The 22,748-nt window shown below is 68.4% G+C and carries 17 protein-coding genes; 10 read left to right on the top strand and 7 right to left on the bottom strand.

Annotated elements, in window-relative coordinates:
• Positions 1–19: 19 nt before the first annotated feature.
• Positions 20–979 (bottom strand): aminodeoxychorismate lyase, encoded by a 960-nt coding sequence (locus tag Q1K09_RS07190; protein ID WP_300344266.1) that lies wholly within the window; start codon positions 977–979, stop codon positions 20–22.
• Between the two features lie 281 nt (positions 980–1,260).
• On the opposite strand from Q1K09_RS07190, the gene cls reads away from it, so the two are divergent.
• On the top strand, positions 1,261–2,769 hold the full coding sequence (gene cls / locus Q1K09_RS07185; protein WP_300344265.1) for a cardiolipin synthase: 1,509 nt from the start codon (positions 1,261–1,263) through the stop codon (positions 2,767–2,769).
• Positions 2,770–2,868: 99 nt separating this feature from the next.
• Positions 2,869–3,678 carry a hypothetical protein gene (locus tag Q1K09_RS07180; protein ID WP_300344264.1) on the top strand — a complete coding sequence of 270 codons (810 nt, stop codon included), beginning with the start codon at positions 2,869–2,871 and terminating at the stop codon, positions 3,676–3,678.
• A 49-nt stretch (positions 3,679–3,727) separates the two neighbouring features.
• On the opposite strand, the gene Q1K09_RS07175 is transcribed toward Q1K09_RS07180, so the two are convergent.
• Entirely contained in the window at positions 3,728–6,478 is a 2,751-nt protein-coding gene (locus Q1K09_RS07175) for an MMPL family transporter (RefSeq protein ID WP_300344263.1), read from the bottom strand.
• Between the two features lie 145 nt (positions 6,479–6,623).
• Positions 6,624–7,235: a TetR/AcrR family transcriptional regulator gene (locus tag Q1K09_RS07170; protein WP_300344262.1), complete on the bottom strand. Its 612-nt coding sequence runs from the start codon at positions 7,233–7,235 to the stop codon at positions 6,624–6,626.
• Between the two features lie 40 nt (positions 7,236–7,275).
• Between Q1K09_RS07170 and Q1K09_RS07165 the strand changes: the two genes are divergently transcribed.
• Positions 7,276–8,655 (top strand): anthranilate synthase component I family protein, encoded by a 1,380-nt coding sequence (locus Q1K09_RS07165; RefSeq protein ID WP_300344261.1) that lies wholly within the window; start codon positions 7,276–7,278, stop codon positions 8,653–8,655.
• Between the two features lie 191 nt (positions 8,656–8,846).
• A complete protein-coding gene (locus tag Q1K09_RS07160; protein ID WP_300344260.1) occupies positions 8,847–11,741 on the top strand; it encodes an FAD-binding and (Fe-S)-binding domain-containing protein in 2,895 nt (964 codons plus the stop codon).
• A gap of 76 nt (positions 11,742–11,817) precedes the next feature.
• On the opposite strand, the gene Q1K09_RS07155 is transcribed toward Q1K09_RS07160, so the two are convergent.
• Positions 11,818–12,642, bottom strand: coding sequence for an HAD-IIA family hydrolase (locus tag Q1K09_RS07155; protein WP_300344259.1), 825 nt, complete (start codon positions 12,640–12,642; stop codon positions 11,818–11,820).
• Between the two features lie 244 nt (positions 12,643–12,886).
• Between Q1K09_RS07155 and Q1K09_RS07150 the strand changes: the two genes are divergently transcribed.
• The 3 genes from Q1K09_RS07150 to Q1K09_RS07140 are packed head-to-tail and all read left to right on the top strand — an operon-like array spanning position 12,887 to position 14,971.
• Positions 12,887–13,249, top strand: coding sequence for a GntR family transcriptional regulator (locus tag Q1K09_RS07150; protein WP_300344258.1), 363 nt, complete (start codon positions 12,887–12,889; stop codon positions 13,247–13,249).
• A gap of 13 nt (positions 13,250–13,262) precedes the next feature.
• On the top strand, positions 13,263–14,213 hold the full coding sequence (locus Q1K09_RS07145; RefSeq protein WP_300344257.1) for an ABC transporter ATP-binding protein: 951 nt from the start codon (positions 13,263–13,265) through the stop codon (positions 14,211–14,213).
• Positions 14,210–14,971: a hypothetical protein gene (locus Q1K09_RS07140; protein WP_300344256.1), complete on the top strand. Its 762-nt coding sequence runs from the start codon at positions 14,210–14,212 to the stop codon at positions 14,969–14,971. The genes Q1K09_RS07145 and Q1K09_RS07140 overlap by 4 nt, the downstream gene beginning before the upstream one ends.
• A 279-nt stretch (positions 14,972–15,250) precedes the next feature.
• Here the strand turns inward: Q1K09_RS07140 and Q1K09_RS07135 are convergent, their stop codons facing one another.
• On the bottom strand, positions 15,251–15,649 hold the full coding sequence (locus tag Q1K09_RS07135) for an RNA-binding S4 domain-containing protein (RefSeq protein ID WP_300344255.1): 399 nt from the start codon (positions 15,647–15,649) through the stop codon (positions 15,251–15,253).
• Between the two features lie 248 nt (positions 15,650–15,897).
• On the opposite strand from Q1K09_RS07135, the gene ligA reads away from it, so the two are divergent.
• The 3 genes from ligA to Q1K09_RS07120 are packed head-to-tail and all read left to right on the top strand — an operon-like array spanning position 15,898 to position 19,828.
• The gene (ligA, locus tag Q1K09_RS07130) at positions 15,898–18,177 is read left to right on the top strand and encodes an NAD-dependent DNA ligase LigA (protein ID WP_300344254.1); all 2,280 of its coding nucleotides are present in this window, start codon (positions 15,898–15,900) and stop codon (positions 18,175–18,177) included.
• A complete protein-coding gene (locus Q1K09_RS07125) occupies positions 18,174–19,022 on the top strand; it encodes an inositol monophosphatase family protein (protein ID WP_300344253.1) in 849 nt (282 codons plus the stop codon). Before ligA ends, Q1K09_RS07125 begins: the two co-directional genes overlap by 4 nt.
• Positions 19,023–19,045: 23 nt before the next feature.
• The gene (locus Q1K09_RS07120; RefSeq protein WP_300344252.1) at positions 19,046–19,828 is read left to right on the top strand and encodes a fructosamine kinase family protein; all 783 of its coding nucleotides are present in this window, start codon (positions 19,046–19,048) and stop codon (positions 19,826–19,828) included.
• Between the two features lie 8 nt (positions 19,829–19,836).
• Here Q1K09_RS07120 and Q1K09_RS07115 read toward each other — a convergent pair whose 3' ends face one another.
• Entirely contained in the window at positions 19,837–20,967 is a 1,131-nt protein-coding gene (locus Q1K09_RS07115) for a hypothetical protein (protein ID WP_300344250.1), read from the bottom strand.
• A gap of 236 nt (positions 20,968–21,203) precedes the next feature.
• Positions 21,204–22,673 (bottom strand): glutamyl-tRNA reductase, encoded by a 1,470-nt coding sequence (locus tag Q1K09_RS07110; RefSeq protein WP_300344249.1) that lies wholly within the window; start codon positions 22,671–22,673, stop codon positions 21,204–21,206.
• Between the last annotated feature and the right edge of the window lie 75 nt (positions 22,674–22,748).

The following is a 22,748-nucleotide window of genomic DNA, read 5'->3' as shown; positions in this document are numbered from 1 at the left end:
CCGCTGCGGGCGAGCCGGATCAGCGGGGTTCCTCCGGATAGGTCTCGGCGAGATCCTGGGCCAAGAACTCCATCAATTCGGCGGTGTAGTGCTCGCTGACGGCCATCTCCGTCTGGTCGATCCGGCTGATCGGGGAGGCCAGCCGCACTGAGGAGAGCAGCCACGCGTGGTCGGCCGAGACCAGGTCCTCCGGGGTGACCGGACCGTAGCCCAGCTCCCACCCGGCACGTTCGGCCGCGGCGAAGACCGCGCCCTGGCTGGTGCCCGGAAGGATCCCAGTCTTCAGGGTGGGGGTGATGAGCCGGGGCGTGCCGTCGGCGGTGAAAGTCATCATCAGCACCGTGGAGGTCGGGGCCTCCAGTACGTGGCCGTCGGAGGTGGTGAAGACGACGTCGTCGAATCCGTGCTTGGCCGCCCAGCGCAGGGCCGCCATGTTCACCGCGTAGCTCAGCGTCTTCGCGCTCAGAAGAAGCCACGGCGCCCGCTCGGCTGCCTGCGAGTCATAGCCGCGGTCCAGCAGAGTCACCGCCACGGGCTTGCCCCGACGCTGCTTGACTGAGTCAGGAACCGGCGTCAGCAGCACCCAGTAGGTGCCCGCCCACTGCGGGTCCTCGCTGGCCGGTTCCCCGTCCACCCCCCGGGTGGCGGTCAGCCGGATGCTGAGCTGGTCCGGCAGAGTGCCGCGGGTGCGGAACTCCTCCAGGCCCAGCTCCACTGCCGCCTGCCATGCGTGGTGGGGCGGGATGCCGATCTCAGTGATCTCTGCCGAACGGCGCAGCCGGTCCAGATGGGGTCCGAGCTTCCGAACGTGGCCGCCGATGGCCAGCATGGTTTCGAAGATCCCGTCGCCGCGGACCGCACCCAGGTCGGTGACCCGCAGCTGGGGCTGGTGCGGGTCAAACAGCAGCCCCCGCGGATGCTCGGCATCCAGGCGGACGGCGACGGAGGTGACAGAGTCTTCCCGGAAATGCTCAGCCATAGATCCAGCCTACCCGCCGCCCGCGGACGTTACGTGTCAGATGGGCCCAAACCACCGACGTGGAGCGGGCAGTTTGGGCCATTGCGGCACGTAACGCGCGGGGGTGGGTGCGGAGCGTGCAGGGCGACGTCGGGGGCGACGGCGCGGGGGCGACGCCGGGAGGTGAGCCGGGGGCCACGCGGGAGTGCGGGCGGGCCCTTGCGGTGGACGCTGCCCGTGGCGGGCGCCCCATAGGATGGGAAGATGACCTTTCGGGCGCAGGACGCGGGGGAGCGGGCACCATGCTGTGGCCGCTGAGCGGACTGGGCATCGAAGGGCTGCCGGCCTGGATCGTGATCATCGTCACCGCCTTGGAGGTCGGCATCCGCGTGGCGGTGCTCGGCATCATCCCTGACAACCGGCGCCCCAACACCGCTATGGCCTGGCTGCTGGCCATCTTCTTCATCCCTGTGGTCGCGCTTCCGCTGTTTCTGCTCATCGGGCGCAATAAGCTTTCCCGCAGACGTCAGCAGCGCCAGCAGCGGATGAACGAGGCGCTGCTGGAGGCCACCAGCCACATGGATCTCTCCGACCAGCTCCGCAGCTCCGACGAGCAGCTCGGCGCCACCGCTGCGCTGAACCGCAAGCTCGGCGCTTTCCCGCTGCAGGAGGGCAACCGGATCACCCTGATCTCCGGCTACCGGGAGTTCTTCACCGCGGTGGCCGAGGAGATCGACCGGGCCGAGGACTATGTGCACGTAATCTCCTACATAGTCGGCGATGACCCGGAGTACGCCGGGGTGGTGCTGGACGCATTGGAGCGCGCCGCAGCCCGCGGGGTCACCGTCCGGCTGCTCTACGATCACTTAGGCACCTGGCGGGTGCGCGGCTACCGGCGTCTGAAGCGCCGGCTGCGCGCCGCTGCGCAGCGGTGGCCCAACTACCAGTGGTACCGGGCGCTGCCGGTCCGGCCGCTGAAGCGCCGCTTCTCCCGGTTGGACCTGCGCAATCACCGCAAGATTGTGGTGGTCGACGGCTTGGTGGCCTTCACCGGCTCTGCCAACCTCATCGAGCCGCACTACCAGCGCCGCTCCGCCCAACGGATCAACCGCCGCTGGGTGGAGCTGAACGCGCGCCTCACCGGCCCGGCGGTGACCGGGCTGGACATTGTCTTTGCCACCGACTGGTACGCCGAAAGCGGGGAGAACCTGGGCCCAGAGCTGCTGGTCGACCTGGAAGCCGATGAGGCCGCCTCCGGGGGATCCCTGGTTCAGGTGGTGCCGTCCGGGCCGGGCTTTCCGGATGAGAACAATCTGCGGCTGTTCAACGACCTGATCTACCAGGCCACTGACCGGTTGGTGATCTGCACTCCCTATCTGGTGCCGGACGATTCGCTGCTCTACGCGCTGACCAATGCCTCCTACCGCAATGTGGAGGTGGTGGTGATGGTCAGCCGGCGGGCGGACCAGTTCACGGTCCAGCACGCTCAGCAGTCCTACTATCAGGCGCTGCTGGAGGCGGGAATCACCATCCTGCGCTATCCGGAGCCGGATGTGCTGCACGCAAAATTCATGCTGGTCGACGACGACGTCGCCGTGCTGGGTTCCTCCAATATGGACATGCGGTCCTTCTCACTGAATCTGGAGGTCACCCTGATGGTGGTCGACGAGCAGAAGGTGGCCGAACTGCGCGGGATCTTCGAGTCCTACCGCCGGATCTCCGAGCCCCTGGACCTGCAGGAGTGGAAGACCCGCCCTTGGCACATCCGCTACCTGGACAACGTCTTCCGGCTGACCTCCGCCCTGCAGTGAGATGCCCGGCGGCACTGGCTAGCCGGCGCTGGCTGGCAAAACTACTGGTCAGTCACCTCACCTATGCGTTGCTTGAAATTTCAATTAGTCTTAGCGTTCGTGCCCCAGACTCGCCCTGAGACCGCAGCCCCGCCGCGACGCCGTCGTACTGCCGCGGCCCTGTGCCTGACCGCTGCGGTCATGCTGGGAAGCTCGGCATGCGGGTCGGAGGAGCCCGCGGTCCAGTCGGCCGAGCCGACCACGGTGCAGGCCGCTGAGCCGACCGAGGAGACCACAGAGGACCCCCAGGACGGCGGGGAGGAGCCGGAGCCCAGTCTGGGTCCGTTGGACGAGGACCAGCTGATGGATCTGCTGGTCAGCTCCGCAGATCTGCCCGCTCCGCCGACCGGGCACTCCACTCATGTGGGGCTGGGCTACTTCACCGAGTTCATCGCCGTAGCCCACCAGGACTACCGCGAGACCTTCGGAGAGAACGAGTGCACCACAGCGATGGACACCATCAACGTGGAGCTGATCGGCGGGGACCCCGTCGAGGGTCTGGTCCACGAGTTCCAGCTTCCGCGTGAGGAGGCCGGGGAGGCGCGCCTGTACGTGTGGGCGCTGAGCTATGAGCGCGAGGTCGACAGTGCCCGGGTCTGGGACCAGATACTCCAGGCCTGCGACGGCGGCCTGGACAGTCCCACCGATACGGTGACGATTGACCCGCTGAACGCCGAAGGGTTCACCGGCGTCAGCCTGGATATGCGCAGCGAGCGGGACGGCGTCCCGCCCCGGATCACCGGGTACTCCGCCACAGCAGATGCCGGCCACAACCTGGTGATGATGTCCTCAGTCGGCCTGACGGAGGAGGAGTTCCTCCAGGTAGCCGCCGCCCAGGCCGCCACGATCGACCAGGCGCTGAGCGGCTGACACCGGCGGACCCGGTCTGCGGCGACTGACCGCCGGCGGCGGTGGGGCCTCAGGCTGCCGTTGAGTGGGCTTCGCGGGTCAGGGCCGCACCTTCGACGTCGACGTCGGGCAGGATCCTGTCCAGCCAGCCGGGGATCCACCAAGCGGCCGGGCCGAGCAGGCTCAGCACCGAAGGCACCAGCACCAGGCGAACCACGAAGGCATCCAGCAGCACCCCGGCGGCCAGCCCCAGGCCGATGGAGGCGATCATCGGGTCGGGGGTGAAGACGAACCCGGCGAAGACCGAGGACATGATCAGCGCGGCCGCGGTGACCACAGCCCGGCCGGCATGCAGCCCGCGCCGCACCGCCAGCCGGGGCGGGGAGCCGTGGGCATAGGCCTCCCGCATCCCGGAGGCGGTGAACAGCTGATAGTCCATCGCCAGGCCGAACAGGATGCCGATCATCAGGATCGGCAGGAAGGTCATCACCGGACCGGGCCTGCCGATGCCGAAGATCTCCGAGAACCAGCCCCACTGGAAGACGGCCACCACCACGCCGATGGAGCCGGCCAGCGAACCGATGAAGCCCACGGTCGCCACCACAGGCAGCAGCAGCGAGCGGAAGACCATGATCATCAGCAGCAGCGACAGCCCGATCACCAGCCCCAGGTACACCGGCATAGCCTCGGCGATGATGTCGGAGATGTCGATCTGGGCCGCGGTCATACCAGCCACGGAGAGCTCCGCCTCGGCCACCTCGCTGCCGGAGAGCACGTCGCTGCCGCGCAGCTGGTGAACCAGCTCCTCGGTGGATTCAGCAGCCGGCCCGTCCACCGGGATCACCTGATAGGCGGCGAGGCTGTTGTCCTCAGAGAGCGCGATCGGCACCACGGCGTCGACGTGCTCATGACTGGCCAGCTGATCCGCCAGGTCCAGCTGGAAGTCCTCGGCCGCGGCATCCTCCATGCCCTCCGGCAGGTCCGCGGCCACCACCAGGGGGCCGTTCATGCCCTGCCCGAATGCCTCCTCAGTGGCCACATAGGACTGGAAGGAGGCAGAGTCCTCCGGGTCGGAGCCGGCATCGGGGAAAGCCAGGCGCATATCGAAGGCCGGTACGGCCAGCAGGGCCAGGGTCGCCGCGGAGACCACGGCGAAGCCCACCGCCCGCAGCCGGCCCATCGGCGCGGTGACCTTCGACTCCGCGGTCTGCGGAGCCTCCAGGCCGATGTAGCGCCGCTCCTTCCGCCGCAGGATCCGCCACCCCACCAGCTTCAGCAGCGCCGGCGTCATTGTGGTGGCCATCAGCACCGCCACGGCGACGCAGAACGCCGCCACGGTGCCCATCAGCGCCAAGAACGGCAGACCGGTGACGTTCAGCGCCAGCAGCGCAATGACCACAGTGGCCCCGGCGAAGACCACCGCATTGCCGGCGGTGCCGTTGGCCAGAGCGATGGACTCTTCCAGCGGCACCTCATCCTTCAGCTGGCGCCGGTGCCGGTTGATGATGAACAGCGCATAGTCGATGCCCACCGCCAGGCCCAGCATCAGCCCCAGAACCGGAGTCATCGACATCATCTCCACCGCAGAGGAGAACGCCAGCGCAGTGCAGACCCCGATGCCGACGCCGACCACCGCATTCAGCAGCGGAAGGCCCGCGCCGATGAAGGTTCCCAGCATCACCAGCAGCACCACTGCGGCGATCACCAGGCCCGCCGCCTCCGCGGTGGAGAACAGGTGCGGCATCTCCAGAGAGAGATCGCCTCCGGGAAGCACCTCCGCGCCATCAATCTGCACTTCGGTCAGCGACTGGGACACCTCGGCCAGGGTCTCGGTGCCGACCCGCTCCAGGGGCTCGGTGAAGGTGACCATCAGGATGGCGGTGTCGCCCTCGGGGGAGACCATCTGGGCGCCTTCGGTCAGCTCCAGCAGGCGCTCATTGCGCTCGAGGACCTCCATGGGGTCCTCATCGGCGTCGAAGGCCTCCTCCAGCTGGGACAAGCCCTCTTCGGCCTCATCCAGCTCCGCGGAGCCGGCGGCCCACTCCTCCTCGGCCTCCTCCAGCTGCTGCGCGGTCTGCTCGGCCTGCTGCAGCTGGGCCAGCAGCGGCTGCAGGGCCTCGCGCTGGTCGACCACCTCAGCCCGTGCAGCATTGAGCTCAGCCTCCACCTCCGGCCAGTACCCCCCGGCCAGGGCCTGCTGGACCTGGGCGTCGATCTGCGCGTCAGCCTGGTCGAGCTCCTCCAGCCCGTCCTCCACCTCGGCGCGGCGCTCGGGCAGCTCCTCAAGGCTCACACCGGCCTGCTCCAGACCGCTCTCCAGCTGCTCCCAGCCGGCGTCGAGCTGCTCGCGGGTCTGCTCGAGCTCGGCGCGTCCGGCGTCTATCTCCGCCCGCGCCTCGGCAATGTCGAAGTCCTCGGGCATCTCCTCCAACTGCTGGCGGGCATCCTCCAGCTGGGCCCGGCCGTCCTCGCGCTCCTGCTGGACGGCGAAGGGATTGGACACCTCCTCCACCGCGCCATGGGCCTCCACATGGTCGATCAGCTCAGCGACCTGCTGCCGCTGCTGCTGGGTGAAGGCATCGCCGTCCTCGGTGCGGACCACTGCAGTGGCCGATCCACCCCCGGCGTCAGGAAGCTCCTCGGCCAGCCGGTCGGCCACCTCGGTGGTCTCCATATCCGGCATGGTGATCTGGTCGGTCAGCGTGCCGCCGAATGCGGCGAAAGCCAGCACCGCGGCAGCCAGGGCGGCCAGCCACGCGGCGATCACGGTCTTGGCGCGGCGCGCGGCGAGGGCGCCGAGGCGGTAGAGAAGTCTGGCCATCGAGTGGGGTCCTCGCACAGGGTAGGGGTGGTCAGGGCAGCCGCATCCCATCATAACGGAACGCAACGTCTCGCAATTGTCTGGTTCGCCGGCCAGGCATGCTCCGCGCCGCTGCCGCCGGCGTAGTCAGCCCCATCGGCGCAGGTCAGCGGGCGGGCCGGTCTGCTGCTATGCCGCTGGTCACAGTGTCCACCAGAGCCTGTCCCCACGCGGGTGCGCAGGGCTTGCCGATGACAATGCGGAACAGCAGCGGATCGATCAGCGCTGAGGCCGCTGCCGCAATATCGGCTCCCGGCCTGAGCTCATCGCGCTCGGCGGCTCTGCGCAGCCGCTCCATCAGGGCCCCGGACTCCCAGGCATGCTCCTGCCGGATCAGCTCGGCGGTCTCCGGCAGGCCCTCCAGCCCGGCGGCCATCAGGCTGCGCGCCATCGCGATGAACTCTTCGCGGAACCCCTCGGTGAGCATGCCCTGCATCCATGCGCTGAGGTCCTGGTGCAGGTCACCGGTGTCATCCATAGGCACCAGCTCCATCTCCACGTAGCCGGTGAGCACCGCCTCCAGCACCACCTCCGCCTTATTGCGCCACCAGCGGTAGATGGTCTGTTTGCCGACGCCGGCCTCGGCAGCGATGCGCTCCACGCTGATCGAGTCATAGCTGGAGCTGCCCAGCAGTCGGGCGGTGGCCTCCAGCACCTTCTGGTGCGACTGCTCACTGCGCGGGCGTCCGCGCTGCTTGGTGGCTTCCGGCGGGGTCATGAGCACATGGTATCGATCCGCGCCCCATAGACTCATCGGTATGCTCCAGCCCGTGCGCCGCTCCACGGTGCCCTTCAGTCGCGCTGAGGACGCCGCCGCCGAGCTCTTCGGCGCTCTGCACGCCGGATGGCCGCAGGCTCCGGCGGCCTTTCTGGACAGCAGCGACCACGCGCGCACACCTGCCCCGCAGCGCAGCCGATTCAGCATCCTGGCCTTCTCCCAGGGCGATCTGGCAGAACAGGTCACCAGAGCCTCAGACATCTGGGACTGGGTTGCCGGGGTCTGGGAGCATACGGGCACGACGACGGCGCACACCAGCCAGGGCTTCCAGCTGGGGTGGGTCGGCTGGGCCGGCTATGAGGGGCAGGGAGCCTTCTTCCGCGCCACCCACGCTGTGGTGGTGGACCACCACAGCGGCGCCGCCGAGCTGCAGACGCTCTCGCCCGCCGGGCCCGGTGAGCACCAGCAGTGGCGCCGGATGGTCACCGAGCAGATCGCCGGACTGGGCCGGCACCCGGCTCCCCGGCAGCAGATGCAGCTGGAGGACCTGCAGGTGCGCGACTGCCGGGCCGACTACTTGGAGGCCATCGCCGCAGCGCAGGAGCAGATCCGCCGTGGAATCACCTACGAGGTATGCCTGACCACCGCCGTCACCGCGCAGCTGCGCGCCGACCCCTGGGAGGCCTATCTGCGGCTGCGTGAGGCCAACCGTGCCCCCTTCACCCAGTATCTGGCTCCTGCCGGGCAGGGCGGAGAGATCATCCTCTCCACCTCGCCGGAACGTTTCGTCCAGGTCAGCGCCGCCGGGGTGATCCGCTCCGAGCCGATCAAAGGCACTCGGCCCCGCGGGGCGACCCGGCAGCAGGACGCCCAGCTGCGTCAAGAACTGGCCGCCTCGGTCAAGGACCGGGCGGAGAATGTGATGATCGCCGACCTGGTGCGCAATGATCTCTCCATCCGCGCGGTGCCGGGCAGTCTGCGCGTCGAGCGGCTTTGCGCGGTGGAGACCTACCCCAGCGTGCATCAGATGGTCTCCACCATCGGCGCGCAGCTGGAGCCGGAGTCACCCAGGGCCGCCGCCGTCGCCGCAGCCTTCCCGCCCGGCTCGATGACCGGGGCTCCGAAGATCTCCACTATGGGGGTCCTGGCCCGGCTGGGGACGGGTCCGCGCGGACCCTATTCGGGAGCGGCCGGCTACTTCAGCACCAACGGGGCCTGCGATCTCTCGGTGCTGATCCGCACCGCCGTGCTGAGCCGCACCCCCGAACTGACCGGCAGCGGCGACCGCACCTGGCAGATGCACTTGGGGCTGGGCGGGGCGATCACCGCCGACTCGGACCCGCAGGCCGAATGGGAGGAGATCATCACCAAGTCCCGAGGGGTGCTCGGCGCGCTGGGCGCCCAGTTCCCCTCCAGATGAAGCCCCTCCCGCGCTGCGGCCCCGGGATCCTGAAGGGCCGCACCCGCTGACGACGCCGGTGCCCAGCGCAGCGCGGCCCGCCCGCTGATCAGCCGGCGTGCCGGGGAGGTTTTCCGCCCCCTCGGCCGAGCCGGTACAGTGCAGACCAGAGACCAGTGTTGGATTGTTGACAATGCCGGAGGGTGGCTCAGGTGACCGTCACTGCCGATGCACGCACCCAGGATGCTGCCGCCGCGCTGCGCCGCGCCGGCGTCTGCGGCGTCGACGACTCGGTGCTCACCCGCGGCATGTACTCCGCCGACGCCAGCCTTTACCGGGTGGTCCCCCAGGTGGTGGCCCGCCCGGCCCATACCGATGAGCTCCACGCGGTCTGCGAGGTCTCCCGCGAGCTGCAGATCCCGCTGACCATGCGCGGCGCCGGCACCTCCATCGCCGGAAACGCCGTAGGCGAGGGGATCGTCGTCGACACCCGAGACCTCAACCAGATCCTGCACATTGACCCAGAGGCGCAGACCGCCAGGGTCCAGCCCGGCGTCATCCACGCGGATCTGCAGCGGGCCGCCGCGCCGCACGGGCTGCGCTACGGCCCCGACCCCTCGACCCATTCGCGCTGCACCATCGGCGGCATGATCGGCAATAACGCCTGCGGCTCCCGGGCGCTGGGATACGGGCGCACTGTGGACAATCTGGAAGCGGTCAGCGTGCTCTTCGGCAACGGAGAGTCCGCCCAGCTCAGCCCCGAGCACACCCCAGCTCCGGGGTCCACCGCCGCGCAGCTCATCGACCTGGCCGGCAATCATCTGGGCCACATCCGCACCAGCTTCGGGCAGTTCAGCCGCCAGGTCTCCGGCTACAGCTTCGAACACCTGCTGCCGGAGAACCGCAGACGGGTGGAACGCTTCCTCGCCGGCACCGAAGGCACCCTCGGCACCGTGCTGGAAGCCACAGTGCACCTGGTGCGCGACGAGCCCGGCCGGCGGCTGATGGTCCTGGGATACCCCAGCGTCGCCGAGGCCGCCGACGCCGTCCCGCACCTGCTGGCAGCCGGGCGAGGGCGGCTGATCGCCTGCGAGGGAATGGACTCCCGGCTGGTCGCGCTGGTGCGCGGGGCCGGCAAGCGGGTGCCCGCCCTGCCCAAGGGCGAGTCATGGCTGTTCGTGGAGACCGCCGGCGAGGATGCGCTCACCGTGCTGGAGCAGGTCAAAGCCGCCTCCGGCGCCGTCGGGGACCGGCTGGTCGACGACGCCGCCGAGGCCGCCGCCCTGTGGAAGATCCGCGAGGACGGGGCCGGACTGGCTGGGATCAGCCTGCCCACCCCCGCCCACTCCGGGTGGGAGGACGCCGCAGTCCCGCCGGAGCACCTGGGAGCCTGGATGCGTCAGTTCGAGCAGCTGATGGCCGAGTACGGACTGCAGGGCTACCCCTACGGGCACTTCGGCGACGGATGCATCCACTGCCGGATCGACTTCCCCTTCCAGCACGGGGACCCCTCCAGCACGTCCGTGTTCGCAGAGTTCATGCAGGCCTGCGCGGAGGCGCTGGCCGGCTACGGAGGCTCGCTCTCCGGCGAGCACGGCGACGGCAGGGTGCGCTCGCAGCTGCTGCCCACGATGTACAGCGCCGAATCCATGCGACTCTTCGCCGCCGCCAAGCAGATCTGCGATCCGCAGAACCTGCTGAACCCCGGCATCATCACCACTCCCCAGCCCGAGGTGCCCCCGGCGCAGCACACGGCTGACATCAGACCCACCCAGCCCAAGCAGCAGCTGCCCTGGCCGGGCATGCTGCTTCCGGAGGACGACGGCGACTTCGGTGCCGCGGTGCACCGGTGCTCCGGCGTGGGGCGCTGCGTCGCCCCGCGCACCAACGGGGTGATGTGCCCGTCCTATTTGGCCACCGGCGAGGAGAAGGACTCCACCCGCGGCCGGGGCCGTATCCTGCAGGAAGCCATGGACGGCACACTGGTGCGGGGCCTCTCCGACCCGGCCGTCCACGAGGCACTGGACCTGTGCCTGTCCTGCAAGGGCTGCGCCAGTGACTGCCCGGCGGGTGTGGATATGGCCACCTATAAGGCGGAGACCCTGCACCAGACCTATGACCGGGACGAATCCGGCCGGCCGAAGCGCCGGCTGCGCCCGCGCAGCCACTACACCCTGGGGCGCCTGCCGTTCTGGGCCAAGATCGCGGCACCTCTCGCGCCGCTGATGAACCTCAGTATGAGAGTTCCCCCGCTGGCTGCGGCTGCGAAGTGGGTGGCCGGCATCGACCCGCGCCGCGGGGTGCCCCAGTTCGCCACCCGCACCTTCACCCGGCAGGCCCGCCGCACCACAGCGGAACCTGCGCGCGGCGGCTCAGCTGCGGCACCGGATGTGTGGGTCTGGGCCGACTCCTTCACCGAGCATTTCTTCCCCCAGTCAGGAATGGCCGCCCTGGAGTTTCTGCGCAGCCAAGGCCTGGATGTCCGGGTCATCCCGCGCTCAGGCTGCTGCGGTCTGCCCTGGATCACCACCGGACAGCTGGATCAGGCGCGCCGGCTGATCGCAGACACCATTGAGCAGCTGCACCCCTATGTCAGCTCCTCAGTGCCGGTGATCGCCCTGGAGCCCTCCTGCCTGGCCACGCTGCGCAGCGACGCCGGCCAGCTCTCGGCAGCTGCCGAGGCCGCCGACGTCGCCGACGGGGTGCTCAGCTTCGCCGAACTGGTCAACCGGCTGGTGGGCGAAGGCCGCGTGGAGCTGCCGGACCTCACCGGAGTCGACGTCGTCGCCCAGCCGCACTGTCACCAGAGCTCAATCATCGGATGGGATGCCGACCGGAGCCTGCTGGAGATGGCCGGGGCCACGGTCACCTCGGTGGCCGGCTGCTGCGGGCTGGCCGGAAACTTCGGGGTGGAGCGCGGCCACTACGAGGTCTCAGTGGCGGTGGCGCAGACCTACCTGCTGCCGGCAGTGGACCAGCAGCGTGAACGAGCCCAGGACGGACGCCGCACGGTGGTGCTTGCCGACGGCATGTCCTGCCGCATCCAGCTGCAGGATCTGGCGCAGGTGCCGGCAGTCCACCTTGCGGAGCTGCTGGCCTCCGGTTGAGGTCGGCGGGCCAGCCGGCCGCGGTGCAGACGAGCCGGACCGGAGTGGGTCCGCACGGCCCGGTCTCACCGCAGCGTCAGGCTGAGCCGCGGATATCGGCGCCATTGGCGTCCAGCGGTTCGTCCAGCAGCTCGTAGACGCCGTCGATGATCCGGTTGGGTCGGAACGGGTACTGAGAGATGTCCGAGGCCGCCGAGACTCCCGAGAGCACAAGGATCGTGTGCATCCCCGCTTCCATTCCGGCCACAATGTCGGTGTCCATACGATCACCGATCATCGCCGTCTGCATGGAATGGGCGCCCAGATGGTTCAGGGCCGAGCGGAACATCATCGGATTCGGCTTGCCCACCACATATGGCGCCGACCCGGTTGCCTTGGAGATCAGCGAGGCGATCGCCCCGGTGGCCGGCAGCACCCCCTCGGGGCTGGGGCCGGTGGCATCTGGGTTGGTCACAATGAAGCGAGCACCCTCAAGAATCAGCCGGACTGCCTTGGTGATCGCCTCAAAGCTGTAGTTGCGGGTCTCGCCGACCACCACATAGTCGGGATTGGTCTCGGTCATGATGAACCCGGCCTCATGCAGCGCAGTGGTCAGCCCCGCCTCGCCGACCACATAGCAGGAGCCGGCGCCCTTTTCGCGGTCCACCTGGTTGGCCAGAAAGGTGGCCGTGGCCAGTGCCGAGGTCCAGATCCGCTCCTCCGGCACCACCAGGCCGGAATTGCGCAGCCGGGCGGACAGATCCCGCGCGGTGAAGATCGAGTTGTTCGTCAGCACCAGATAGGGCAGATCCTTGCGCCGCCACTGCTCCAGCAGCTCAGCCGCGCCGGGCAGCGGCTCATGCTCACGAACGAGCACGCCGTCCATATCCGTCAGCCAACATTCGATGTTTTCGCCGCTCATACCCCCATCTTAGGAGGCCGTGCTCCACATCCCCTCGGCACCATGCTCCACGTCCCCTCGGCCCCTTGCTCCACGTCCCTTCGGCGCCAGGGGGCACCACTGACCTCCCGGGGCCGCGGCGGGTTGACGCCCGGAGGACTCCTGTGGTTCATTAGATACATGGTTCATTAGTCAAGTAATGAACCACATGAGTAGTGGACCGGAGTAAGCTGTGGCAGAGTCCCGGAAGAATGGAGGTGAGCTCGTGGAAGAGGGCCGCCCGCTGTTTCTGCAGATCGCCGAGGAGATTGAGTCCCAAGTGTTGGAGGGAACCCTCGCGGAGCAGGAGCGTGCGCCGTCAACCAATGAGCTCGCCGCGTTCCACCGGATCAACCCTGCCACTGCCGCCAAAGGCATCAATCTGCTGGTGGACCGGGGAATCCTGGTCAAGCGCCGCGGACTGGGAATGTTCGTCGCCGAAGGAGCCCGCGAGCAGCTGCGTGCTGAGCGCCGTCGGCAGTTCGCCGACCACTACCTCACACCCCTGCTTGCCGAGGCCCGCCACATCGGGCTCGAGGTTGAGACAGTCATCCAGCTGCTGCGCGAGCGCGCAGAGCAGAACACGTGAGAGGAAAGTGCCGATGAGCCAGACAGCCCCTGGCACCGCGATTGAGGTCCGCGGGGTGACACGCCGCTACCGCAGCACCACTGCGCTCGACGGCGTGACCGTGGACTTTGCGGAGAACATGATTCACGGCCTGCTGGGCCGCAACGGGGCGGGCAAGACGTCACTGATGTCGGTGATCACCGGCCAGGACTGGCCCACCGAGGGCGAGGTACGCATCTTCGGGCAGCGCCCGCATGAGAATGAGCAGATTCTGCCGCGGATCTGCTTTGTGCGGGAGGAGCAGCGCTATATCGACGACTCGCTGCCCAAGCACGCATTCGCCGCCGCCTCCCGAGCCTTCCCGAACTGGGACTGGGACCTGGCAGACCGGCTCACCGAAGACTTCCGCGTTCCGAAGAAGACACGGATCAAGAAGATGTCCCGCGGCCAGCGGTCGGCAGTGGGCGTGATCATCGGGCTGGCATCCCGGACCGAGATCACATTCTTCGACGAGCCCTATACGGGGCTGGACGCCGTGGCGCGCCAGCTGTTCTATGACCGCCTGCTGGAGGACTATGCGGAGCATCCGCGCACCATTGTGCTCTCCTCCCACCTCATCGATGAGATCGCCCATCTGGTCGAGAACGTCGTGGTCATCGACCGCGGAAAGATCCTGCTCCACGAGCCGGTGGAGCAACTGCGTGACCGCGCGGTCACCCTGGTGGGACGGCAGGAGGCCGTCGCCGAGATCGCCGGATCCCGCGAGGTGCTGCACCAGGAGCAGATGGGCCGAATCACCCGCACCACTGTGCTGGGGGCTCTGACCCAAGCTGAGGTTCAGCGGGTCCGCGAGCTGGACCTGGACCTGGTTCCGGTCTCCCTGCAGCAGCTGATCGTGCGGCTGACCACCCGCCAGGCCGCCTCCGGAGACCCCGACGCCGCAACGGCCGGCACCCACACCGATCCCCAGGAGGTCACCCGATGAGTGTCGCAGCAGCCCAGAGCAGCACACAGTCCAGCTACGCCAGAATTCCCGCCGCCTTCCGGCTCCAGTTCGCCGTCCCGTCGTCGTTGGTGTGGGTCCCGCTGATGGTCTTCGCCGGGGCCTGGGCTATTGCCACCGGCATCGCCGCGTGGCTGACCTTCCAGACCGAGGCGACCTTCACCGCAGCGGAGCCCTTCTACGCGGGTGCCTCGCAGGCGGCTATGTGGTGTCTGCTGTTCATGGCGGCCTATACCGCCAGCCACACTTTCCCGTTCTCCATGGCGCTGAGCTACAGCCGCCGCGTCTTCGTCATCGGTGCCTTCCTGGCCTTCGCCGTAGTGTCCGCCGCCTACGGCATCGCCTTCATGTTCGGCATCTGGGTGGAGCGGATCACCGACGGTTTCGGCATGCACGCCTATACCTTCGACCTGCCTTTCCTGGTCCAAGGCGAGGGAGGGATCCTGGGGGCCGGCCTGCTGGCCGCGGTGGTGAACCTGATGCTGATGATGATCGGATTCTTCTGGTCCATCCTCTACCGCCGGGTCAGCGTCCCGATGCTGTGGACGATCATCCTGGTCCTGGCGGTGGTGACTCTCGCCGGAGCGACGCTGATCAACCAAGCCGACGGCTGGGGGAGCATCTGGGAGTGGTTCTCCCGGCAGACCACACTGTCCCTGGCCGGCTGGACCGCGCTGTGGACGGCCATCCTGGCGGTGCTCAACTACGTGGTGATCCGCAAGGCGGTTCCCACCCCCTGAGCGCACGAGAAAGCTCCCGGGCCAGCAGCGTGAGGGGGACGCCAGAAATGCTGACCCGGGAGCTTGAATCACTCGCACCTTGATGAGGTATTTACTAATGTACGCACCCACCTTGACGGAACACCCCACATCAACTGGGAGTTCCCTGTGAGTTTCTCGCGAATCTTCTGAATGAGTGACTGCAGGGTGAACGCCCGGTGACCGGCAGCCGACAGCGAGCCGAAATGCGCTGGATCTGCCGAGCTGGAGGCGCCCCGGCGCCGGCCGCTGGCCGGCGGCTCAGCCGTGGGCGCCCCGGTCTTTGGTGTAGCCGCGCAGCAGCTCCAGCTGGCGGCGTTCGCGTTTGGTGGGGCGGCCGGTTCCGCGCTCGCGGCGGGGCAGCCCCACATCCCGGGGCCTGATCTGTTCGGGGGAGTGATCCCGGTAGGCCTTCTGCGCCACTGGGGCGCCCACCCGTTTGGCGTGGGTGTGCACCACCTCCAGGATCACCACATATCCGGGCCGGCTGATCTGGATGCGCGTGCCCGGGCTGACCTTCGTGGCGGGCTTGACCGGTTCGCCGTCGATCTTGATCTTCCCCGCCCGGCATGCCTCAGTGGCTGCCGAGCGAGTCTTGAACATCCGCACCGACCACAGCCAGGCATCGGCTCGCACCGGAGACGTCGGACCCTCTGTCATGCCTCCCAGTCTAGGCCGCGGGCACGAGAAAGCCCCCGGACCAGCTGCGTGAGGGGGGGACGCTTGAATCGCTGGCCCGGGGGCTGTGAATCACTCGCACCTTGAAGAGGCACTATCTAATGTAAGGACCAACCTTGACGGAACACCCCATAGAACCTGAATTTTTCCCATGAATTTTTCTCAGCCGTCGTCGTCGCTGCGATGGCGCGGGGCCCGCCGGGTTTCTCCCTCCGCTTTAGACTGGAGTGGTGACTGAGGTTCCTGAGCAAGCGGCGCAGGCGCCGGACGCTGATCTGCGCGCCGAGTACTCCCAGCTGGCCGATGAGGTGCGTGGCCACCAGATCGCCTATCACCAGAAGGATGCGCCGGTCATCTCCGATGCCGAGTACGACGAGCTCATCCACCGGTTGCGCCGCATTGAGGCCGAGCACCCGGAGCTGGTGACCGCTGACTCACCCACCCAGCAGGTGGGCGGAGCCCCCTCGGCGGCCTTCGCGCCGGTGCAGCACATCCAGCGGATGTACTCCCTGGAGGACCTGTTCTCCCTGGAGGAGCTGCGCACCTGGTACGACCGGGCGGTCGCCTCGCTGGCCGAGCAGCGTCCGGGTGAGCCGGTGCGCTGGCTGGTGGAGGTCAAGATCGACGGCCTGGCGATCAACCTGCTCTACCGGCACGGAGAGCTGGTGCGAGCCGCCACCCGCGGAGACGGCGTCACCGGTGAGGACGTCACCCACAATGTGCGCACCATCGGAGACATCCCCCAGCAGCTGACCGGAACCGGCCACCCCGAAGAGCTGGAAGTCCGCGGGGAGATCTTCATGCCCTCGAAGGAGTTCGAGGCCTTCAACGAGACGCTCATCGCCGAGGGCAAACCACCCCTGGCCAATCCGCGGAATGCGGCCGCCGGATCGCTGCGTCAGAAGGACCCGGCCAAGACGGCGCAGCGGCCGCTGTCCATGTACGTCCACGGCGTCGGCGCACGATCCGGGCTGGAGCTGACCAGCCAGCACGAGACCTATGACCAGCTGGCGGCCTGGGGCCTGCCGGTCAGCCCCTACACCCGCATTCTGGAGACCTACGAGCAGATCGAGCAGTACCTTCAGGAGCACCAGGACAAACGGCACGATCTGGTCCATGAGATCGACGGCGTGGTCATCAAGGTCGATGACTTCGCCCAGCAGCGCACCCTGGGGCACACCTCCCGAGTGCCGCGCTGGGCGGCGGCATTCAAGTACCCGCCCGAGGAGGTCACCACCCGGCTGCTGGACATCCGCGAACAGGTCGGACGCACCGGACGGGTGACCCCCTTCGCCATGCTGGAGCCGAAGAAGGTGGCCGGCTCAGTGGTCTCCAAGGCCACGCTGCACAACCAGGATGTGGTCCGCGCCAAAGGCGTGCTGATCGGCGACGACGTCTTCATCCGCAAGGCAGGGGACGTGATCCCGGAGGTGCTGGGCCCGGTGCTTCCAGCCCGCGAAGGACGCGAAGCTGAGCTGCGCGAATACGTCTTCCCCACCCACTGCCCAGCCTGCGGCACCCGACTGGCGCCGAGCAAGGAGGGGGATGTGGATATGCGCTGCCCCAACGCCGAGTCCTGCCCCGCCCAGCTGAGCGAACGGGTCATCCACATCGGATCCCGCGGTGCGCTGGATATTGAGGGACTCGGGGATGAGGGCGGCAGAGCCCTGACCAACCCCGACTACCGGCGCCCGGAGGACCCGGAGCTGATCAGCCGCGAATCCGTGGAGGCCTCCGGGGCGGAGGTGACCTTCGACGACGAGGGCCGCCCCCGGGAGCAGACCCCTGTGCTCCGCAGCGAAGCCGACCTCTTCCACCTGCGGCCGGAGGACCTGAAGGGCATCTACGTCTGGCGGGAGGAGCGCCGCTACGAGGCCGAGACCCGGACCTGGACCCGCACCGGGAAATGGACGGTGGAGCGGTACTTCGCCAAGCAGAACGGCGAGCCCAACGACCGGTGCACCACACTGTTCCGGGAGATGGAGAAGGCCAAGTCCCAGCCGCTGTGGCGCGTACTGGTGGCACTGTCCATCCGGCATGTGGGCCCCACCGCATCCCGGGCGCTGGCCAGCGCCTACGGCTCCATGGACAAGATCCGTGCCGCAGATGAGGAGGAGCTGGCCGGTATCGACGGGGTCGGGCCGGTCATCGCCGCCTCCATCCGTGAGTGGTTCTCCATCGACTGGCACCAGAAGGTGGTGGACCGCTGGGCCGAGGCCGGAGTGCGCATGGCCGATGAGGTGGACGAATCCGTTCCCCGCACACTGGAGGGACTCACCGTGGTGGTCACCGGCTCGCTGGAGGGTTTCAGCCGCGACGAGTCCAAGGAGGCGATCATCGCCCGCGGCGGCCGGGCCTCCGGATCGGTGTCGAAGAAGACCGACTATGTGGTCGCCGGGGCCAATGCGGGATCCAAACTGGCCAAGGCGGAGTCACTGGGAGTTCCGGTGCTGGACGAGGAGCAGTTCGAGATCCTGCTGAGCAGGGGAGCAGAGGGGTTGACTGAGTGAGTATTGACACCGGGACGCTGAAGGATCTGCTGGGCATCGCGCAGCAGGCCGCCGCCGCGGGTGCAGCCGTGCTGGCCGGCCGGGATGATGTCTCGGCCGCCGGCCTTCCGCTGGACAGCGCCGGCCACGGCATTGAGACCAAATCCTCCGAGTCTGATTTCGTCTCCGAGTTCGACCGCCGCGCCGAAGAGGCGGTGCGCGGGGTGATCAGCAAGCACCGGCCCCAGGATGAGATCACCGGGGAGGAGTACGGCACCACTACAGTCGCTGAGCCCACCGGCTACCGGTGGTCCATCGACCCGCTGGACGGGACCACCAACTTCCTGCGCGGCATCATCTACTACGGCACCTCGGTGGGAGTCCAAGCCCCCGACGGCGAATGGATCGTCGGCGTGGTCAACGCACCGGCCCTGCAGCGCAGCTGGTGGGCAGCCCGCGGCCTGGGCGCCTATATGGCGCGGGGGCAGAGCGCCACAGTGCCGCTGCGCGGACCCTCCGGGCAGCTGGGCAGCGGACTGCTGGCCACCGGATTCGGCTATGACCCGCAGCGCCGGGCTCAGCAGGTGGACTCCATCGCCACGCTCAATGAGCACTTCGGAAACCTGCGGCGGCTCGGGGCCGCGGCCCTGGATATGTGCATGGTGGCCGACGGCACTATGGACGCCTATGCCGAATACGGCATCCAGGAGCATGACTGGGCCGCGGCAGCACTCATCGCCGAGGAGGCCGGGGTGGAGGTCTACCGGCCGTCCGCTGCCGACGGAGAGGCCGAACCGGACTGGTGCGTCATCGGCAGCCTCGGATTCGATCCCGCCCGGCTGAATCCGCGCCCCAGCTGGTCCTGAGCAGCTTTCCCGAGCCGTTGGCGATGACCTGGACCAAGCGCACCGACCCCGCACATCCGCAGGCAGTGCTGGTCGAAGCCGCCGGTCTGAGGTGGCTGGCCCAGGCCCATGACCACGGAGGGCCTGCCGCGGCACAGATGATCAGCGCCGAGCCGGGCACCCTGGTGCTGGAGAGGATCCGCACCGCCGCCGCTGATCCGCAGGCGGTGGAAGACTTCGGCGAGGCGTTGGCACGCATGCACCGCAGCCTGCCGGATCAGACGCCTTTCGGCGCACTGCCGCCGGACCATCCCCCAGGCCAGCCGCCGCTGTTCGGCCCGGCGGATGCGCTGCTGGAGATGGGCTCGGGAACCTCCAGCAGCTGGGGAAGCTTCTATGCCCGGCAGCGGCTGCAGCCGGTGCTGGACCAGCTGAGGGTCCACGCACCAGAGGACGATATGGCGGTGCTGGCAGCCGCCCAGGAGAAGATCGCCGCTGGAGCCTTCGACGACGACGAGCCGCCGTCACTGATCCACGGAGACCTCTGGAGCGGCAATGTGCTCTTCAGTCGCGACGGGGCAGTGCTGATCGATCCCGCCGCTCACGCCGGACACCGGGAAAGCGACCTGGCGATGCTTCAGCTCTTCGGGTTTCCGCATCATGACCGGCTGCTGGCCGGCTATCAGCGCACCGCGCCGCTGCGGCCGGGATGGCAGGACCGCATCTGCGTGCACCAGCTGTTCTACTTGGCGGTCCATTGGCTGCTCTTCGGGCAGGGTTACCGATCAGCGGCCCTGACCGCAGCGGAGCAGACGCTGCAGCTCTAGCAGCCCTGTCAGGGAGCGGAGTCCATCTGGTCCACCGGCGCGTCATAGCGCAGCAGGGCGGCCACATTCTCCTTCACCGCGGCTCCGACCAGAGCCACGGAGGCGTCCACTTCGGCGGCATCGCGCAGCAGCTGATCCTCCACCACGTGGTGGGCAGGGTCCTGCGGGTCATCGGGGTCGCCGCCGCTGCGGGAATCGTCCTCGGCGGACTGGCCGTAGCGCAGCAGCAGGGTGTCCACCGCCCCAAGCTGCAGCGCCCGGCGTACGTTCTCGGCGCCCTCGAGGGCCAGACCGTTGCCGCGTGCGTCACCAAACTGTTCGGTCAGCTCAGCCACCCGGTCCACCGTCAGCTGGCGCACCAGTCCGCTGAGCTCCTCGGCCAGCGACTCCTCTGCGCCCTCATCGGCAGAATCGCCGGCGATTCCGCCGCCGGCCTCCACCTGGTGGGCGATCTGCTGCAGGTCCGAGGGCAGCTGCTCATAGAGCAGACTGCGGCCCTGCACCTCTCCGGCGATCACCAGCACATCGGGGTTCCAGCGCGCGTCAGCCCTGCGGATGTGCTCCACGACGTCGCGGATATTCTGCTTGGCAGCCTCATCTGCGGTGCCCTGGATCTTCCGATGCTTCAGCGCCCCGCCGCGGGGCTTGTGCACCGACTCCACCGCGCTGCCCTCCACTGAGGATTCCGGGCCCGTGCTGGGCACCTCTTGGGAGGAGAGCACCAGCCGGCGCAGTGCGGCGCGCTCCTGGTCCACCAGCGCCACCAGGGCCCGCACCGAGCGAAGCCGCTGGCGCAGATAGTCACCCAGCTGCGCGGTCTCTCCCAGCACAGCCCGGTCGCCCCCGGCGCCGGTGGCATCAAAGTCCTCCTCCAGCAGCAGGCCTGAGGGGCCCGCCACCAGCACGCGGCCCTCCGTCCGGATGGTGCCGACGTTCTCGGCTCCCAGCACCGCGTCATCCAGCGCGGAGACGGTCTGCTCGTCGGCGCCGGCGTCGGTGAGCTGGGTGCGCAGCGCATCCCAGCGCAGCCGGACCTGCTGCTCGGCATTGGCGCCAGCCGTCTGGGACTGCAGGTACACGGTAGCCACCGGTCCCTGGGCCTGGTAGATGGGACGAAGTGCGGCGAGCTGCATGATCATCACCTTCCTTACGAAGGGTCGACTATTGATCTGCTCGACCAACGCCCCCAACGCCAGGAACACCACGTCAGCGCAACCTAGAAGCCGGCTGGACACTCCCTTGGAGATTGCGCGGGGGCCGCGGCGCACCGGTGCGTGCACCGCGTGAGGCCGCTGGCAGTGTCAGCCCGGGGGCCGGAGGCCCGGACGTGAAAGTCAAGCGCTCGGCACGGAGGCTTCAGCCGAGAGCGGAGGACTCAGCTGGCCCGACGCAGCTGGCTGACCTGAGGCAGCCGCTCCACGCTGAATTCTCCCGGACGGTGGTGGCGGCAGAAGCCGCCGTCGGGAACCTGCTGCAGATAGGCGGCCATCTGAGCCAGCTCGGCGGCCGAGAACTCCTCGGCACGGCGGCGGCGCGGCGGCCCCTCCCGCCGGGACTCTTCCCGGTCGGAGAGCTCGATGCCGTAGAGCACCTCCAGGGCGCGGATGTACTCATCACTGCGGCCTTCGGCGGCCAGTTCGCGGGCTCGCACCGTGGGAGTGTGCAGCAGCTTCCGCACGATCCGGCGCACCGCGAACTCCACCTCTTCGGCCGCCGCAGTGCAGCCGTGCTGCCGGCGGACCTTCTCCATCTCCGCATCCAGCAGCTGCTGGGTATGACGCCGCAGCGCCACGATCGCCTCATCGGCGGTGCGTTCGCGCCGCTGGGCCAGGTACTGCTTGACCGACTCGCCCACCACTGCGCGGGCCTGCTCCACGGAGGCGGAGGTCTCCTCAGGGGCGGCGACCTTCACCGATTCCAGGGTGATCAGCTCCACCCCGGGGAGTTCGGCGACCTCGGGGGAGAAGTCGTGGGAGAGGGCTAAGTCGATGATGGTCAGCGGCTGGCTGCGCTCGGCGAGGCCGCCCAGTGACTCGATCTCCGCAGCGGTGATCTGCCGGCTGCCGCCGGAGCATCCGATGATCAGGTCGGCTTCGCTGAAGGCTTCGGTGAGCTCCTCCATGCGCAGTGCGCGCACCCGGCTGCCGTGCGCCGCTGCGCTCTGCTGCCGCTCAGCCAGGAACTGCTCGGCCCGGCCGGACCCGGAGAACACCGCGATCTCCGGAACCCCGCGCTCACTGAGCTGGGCCAGAGAGGTCCCGGCATAGGCGCCGGTGCCGATGAGCACCACCTTCGCGCCGCGGAAGAACGCAGCGCCGTCGCCGCGCATGTCCCCGGCGATGTCCAGCGCCACAGAGACGATCGACCGGCCCCGGGACCCCAGGGCAGTCTTGGCGCCGACTTCCTTGGCGGTGCGCGTAGCGGATTCGAAGAGTTTGGTGAGGTTGCCGGACGTGGTGCCGGCGGCCTGCGCCTCGGCCAGGGAGCGGCGCACCTGTCCGGCGATCTCGCGCTCGCCGATCACTGCGGAGTCCAGCCCGGCCCCGACCTCGAACAGATGGGTGACGGCTTCGTCCTCCACCAGAGTGCGGAAGGAGCGGGCAACAGTTTCGCGGTCCAGCTCGCTGGATTCGGCCACCGCATCCAGCAGCTTCTGCCGGCCGCGCTCAAGCTCCTCGGGCGAGTCGGAGGCGGTCTCCGCGTAGATCTCCAGGCGGTTGCAGGTCGCCAGCGTCACGGCAGGCAGATCGACAGAAGCGGCGACGTCGGCCGCTCCTGAGGAGAGGGTTCCGACCGTCTCCAGATCGAGGTCGGAGTGAGATGCGACTAGCGAGAAGAGAACCACAGCGGCTCAATTCTACAGGTTGTCGAACGGCGTCTTGTGCTGCGGTCCGAGTTATGACGTACCTGTGGATGCGCG

This window comes from Nesterenkonia sp., from assembly GCF_029265375.1.
Taxonomy (GTDB): domain Bacteria; phylum Actinomycetota; class Actinomycetes; order Actinomycetales; family Micrococcaceae; genus Nesterenkonia.
This window is presented reverse-complemented; position numbering and strand designations above follow the sequence as displayed.

Excerpts from the sequence above, each read along its gene's own strand:
- Q1K09_RS07190 (WP_300344266.1), bottom strand. The coding sequence starts at position 979 with ATGGCTGAGCATTTCCGGGAAGACTCTGTCACCTCCGTCGCCGTCCGC.
- cls (WP_300344265.1), top strand. The coding sequence starts at position 1,261 with ATGCTGTGGCCGCTGAGCGGACTGGGCATCGAAGGGCTGCCGGCCTGG.
- Q1K09_RS07175 (WP_300344263.1), bottom strand. The coding sequence starts at position 6,478 with ATGGCCAGACTTCTCTACCGCCTCGGCGCCCTCGCCGCGCGCCGCGCC.
- Q1K09_RS07170 (WP_300344262.1), bottom strand. The coding sequence starts at position 7,235 with ATGACCCCGCCGGAAGCCACCAAGCAGCGCGGACGCCCGCGCAGTGAG.
- Q1K09_RS07165 (WP_300344261.1), top strand. The coding sequence starts at position 7,276 with ATGCTCCAGCCCGTGCGCCGCTCCACGGTGCCCTTCAGTCGCGCTGAG.
- Q1K09_RS07155 (WP_300344259.1), bottom strand. The coding sequence starts at position 12,642 with ATGAGCGGCGAAAACATCGAATGTTGGCTGACGGATATGGACGGCGTG.
- Q1K09_RS07145 (WP_300344257.1), top strand. The coding sequence starts at position 13,263 with ATGAGCCAGACAGCCCCTGGCACCGCGATTGAGGTCCGCGGGGTGACA.
- Q1K09_RS07140 (WP_300344256.1), top strand. The coding sequence starts at position 14,210 with ATGAGTGTCGCAGCAGCCCAGAGCAGCACACAGTCCAGCTACGCCAGA.
- Q1K09_RS07135 (WP_300344255.1), bottom strand. The coding sequence starts at position 15,649 with ATGACAGAGGGTCCGACGTCTCCGGTGCGAGCCGATGCCTGGCTGTGG.
- Q1K09_RS07120 (WP_300344252.1), top strand. The coding sequence starts at position 19,046 with ATGACCTGGACCAAGCGCACCGACCCCGCACATCCGCAGGCAGTGCTG.
- Q1K09_RS07115 (WP_300344250.1), bottom strand. The coding sequence starts at position 20,967 with ATGATCATGCAGCTCGCCGCACTTCGTCCCATCTACCAGGCCCAGGGA.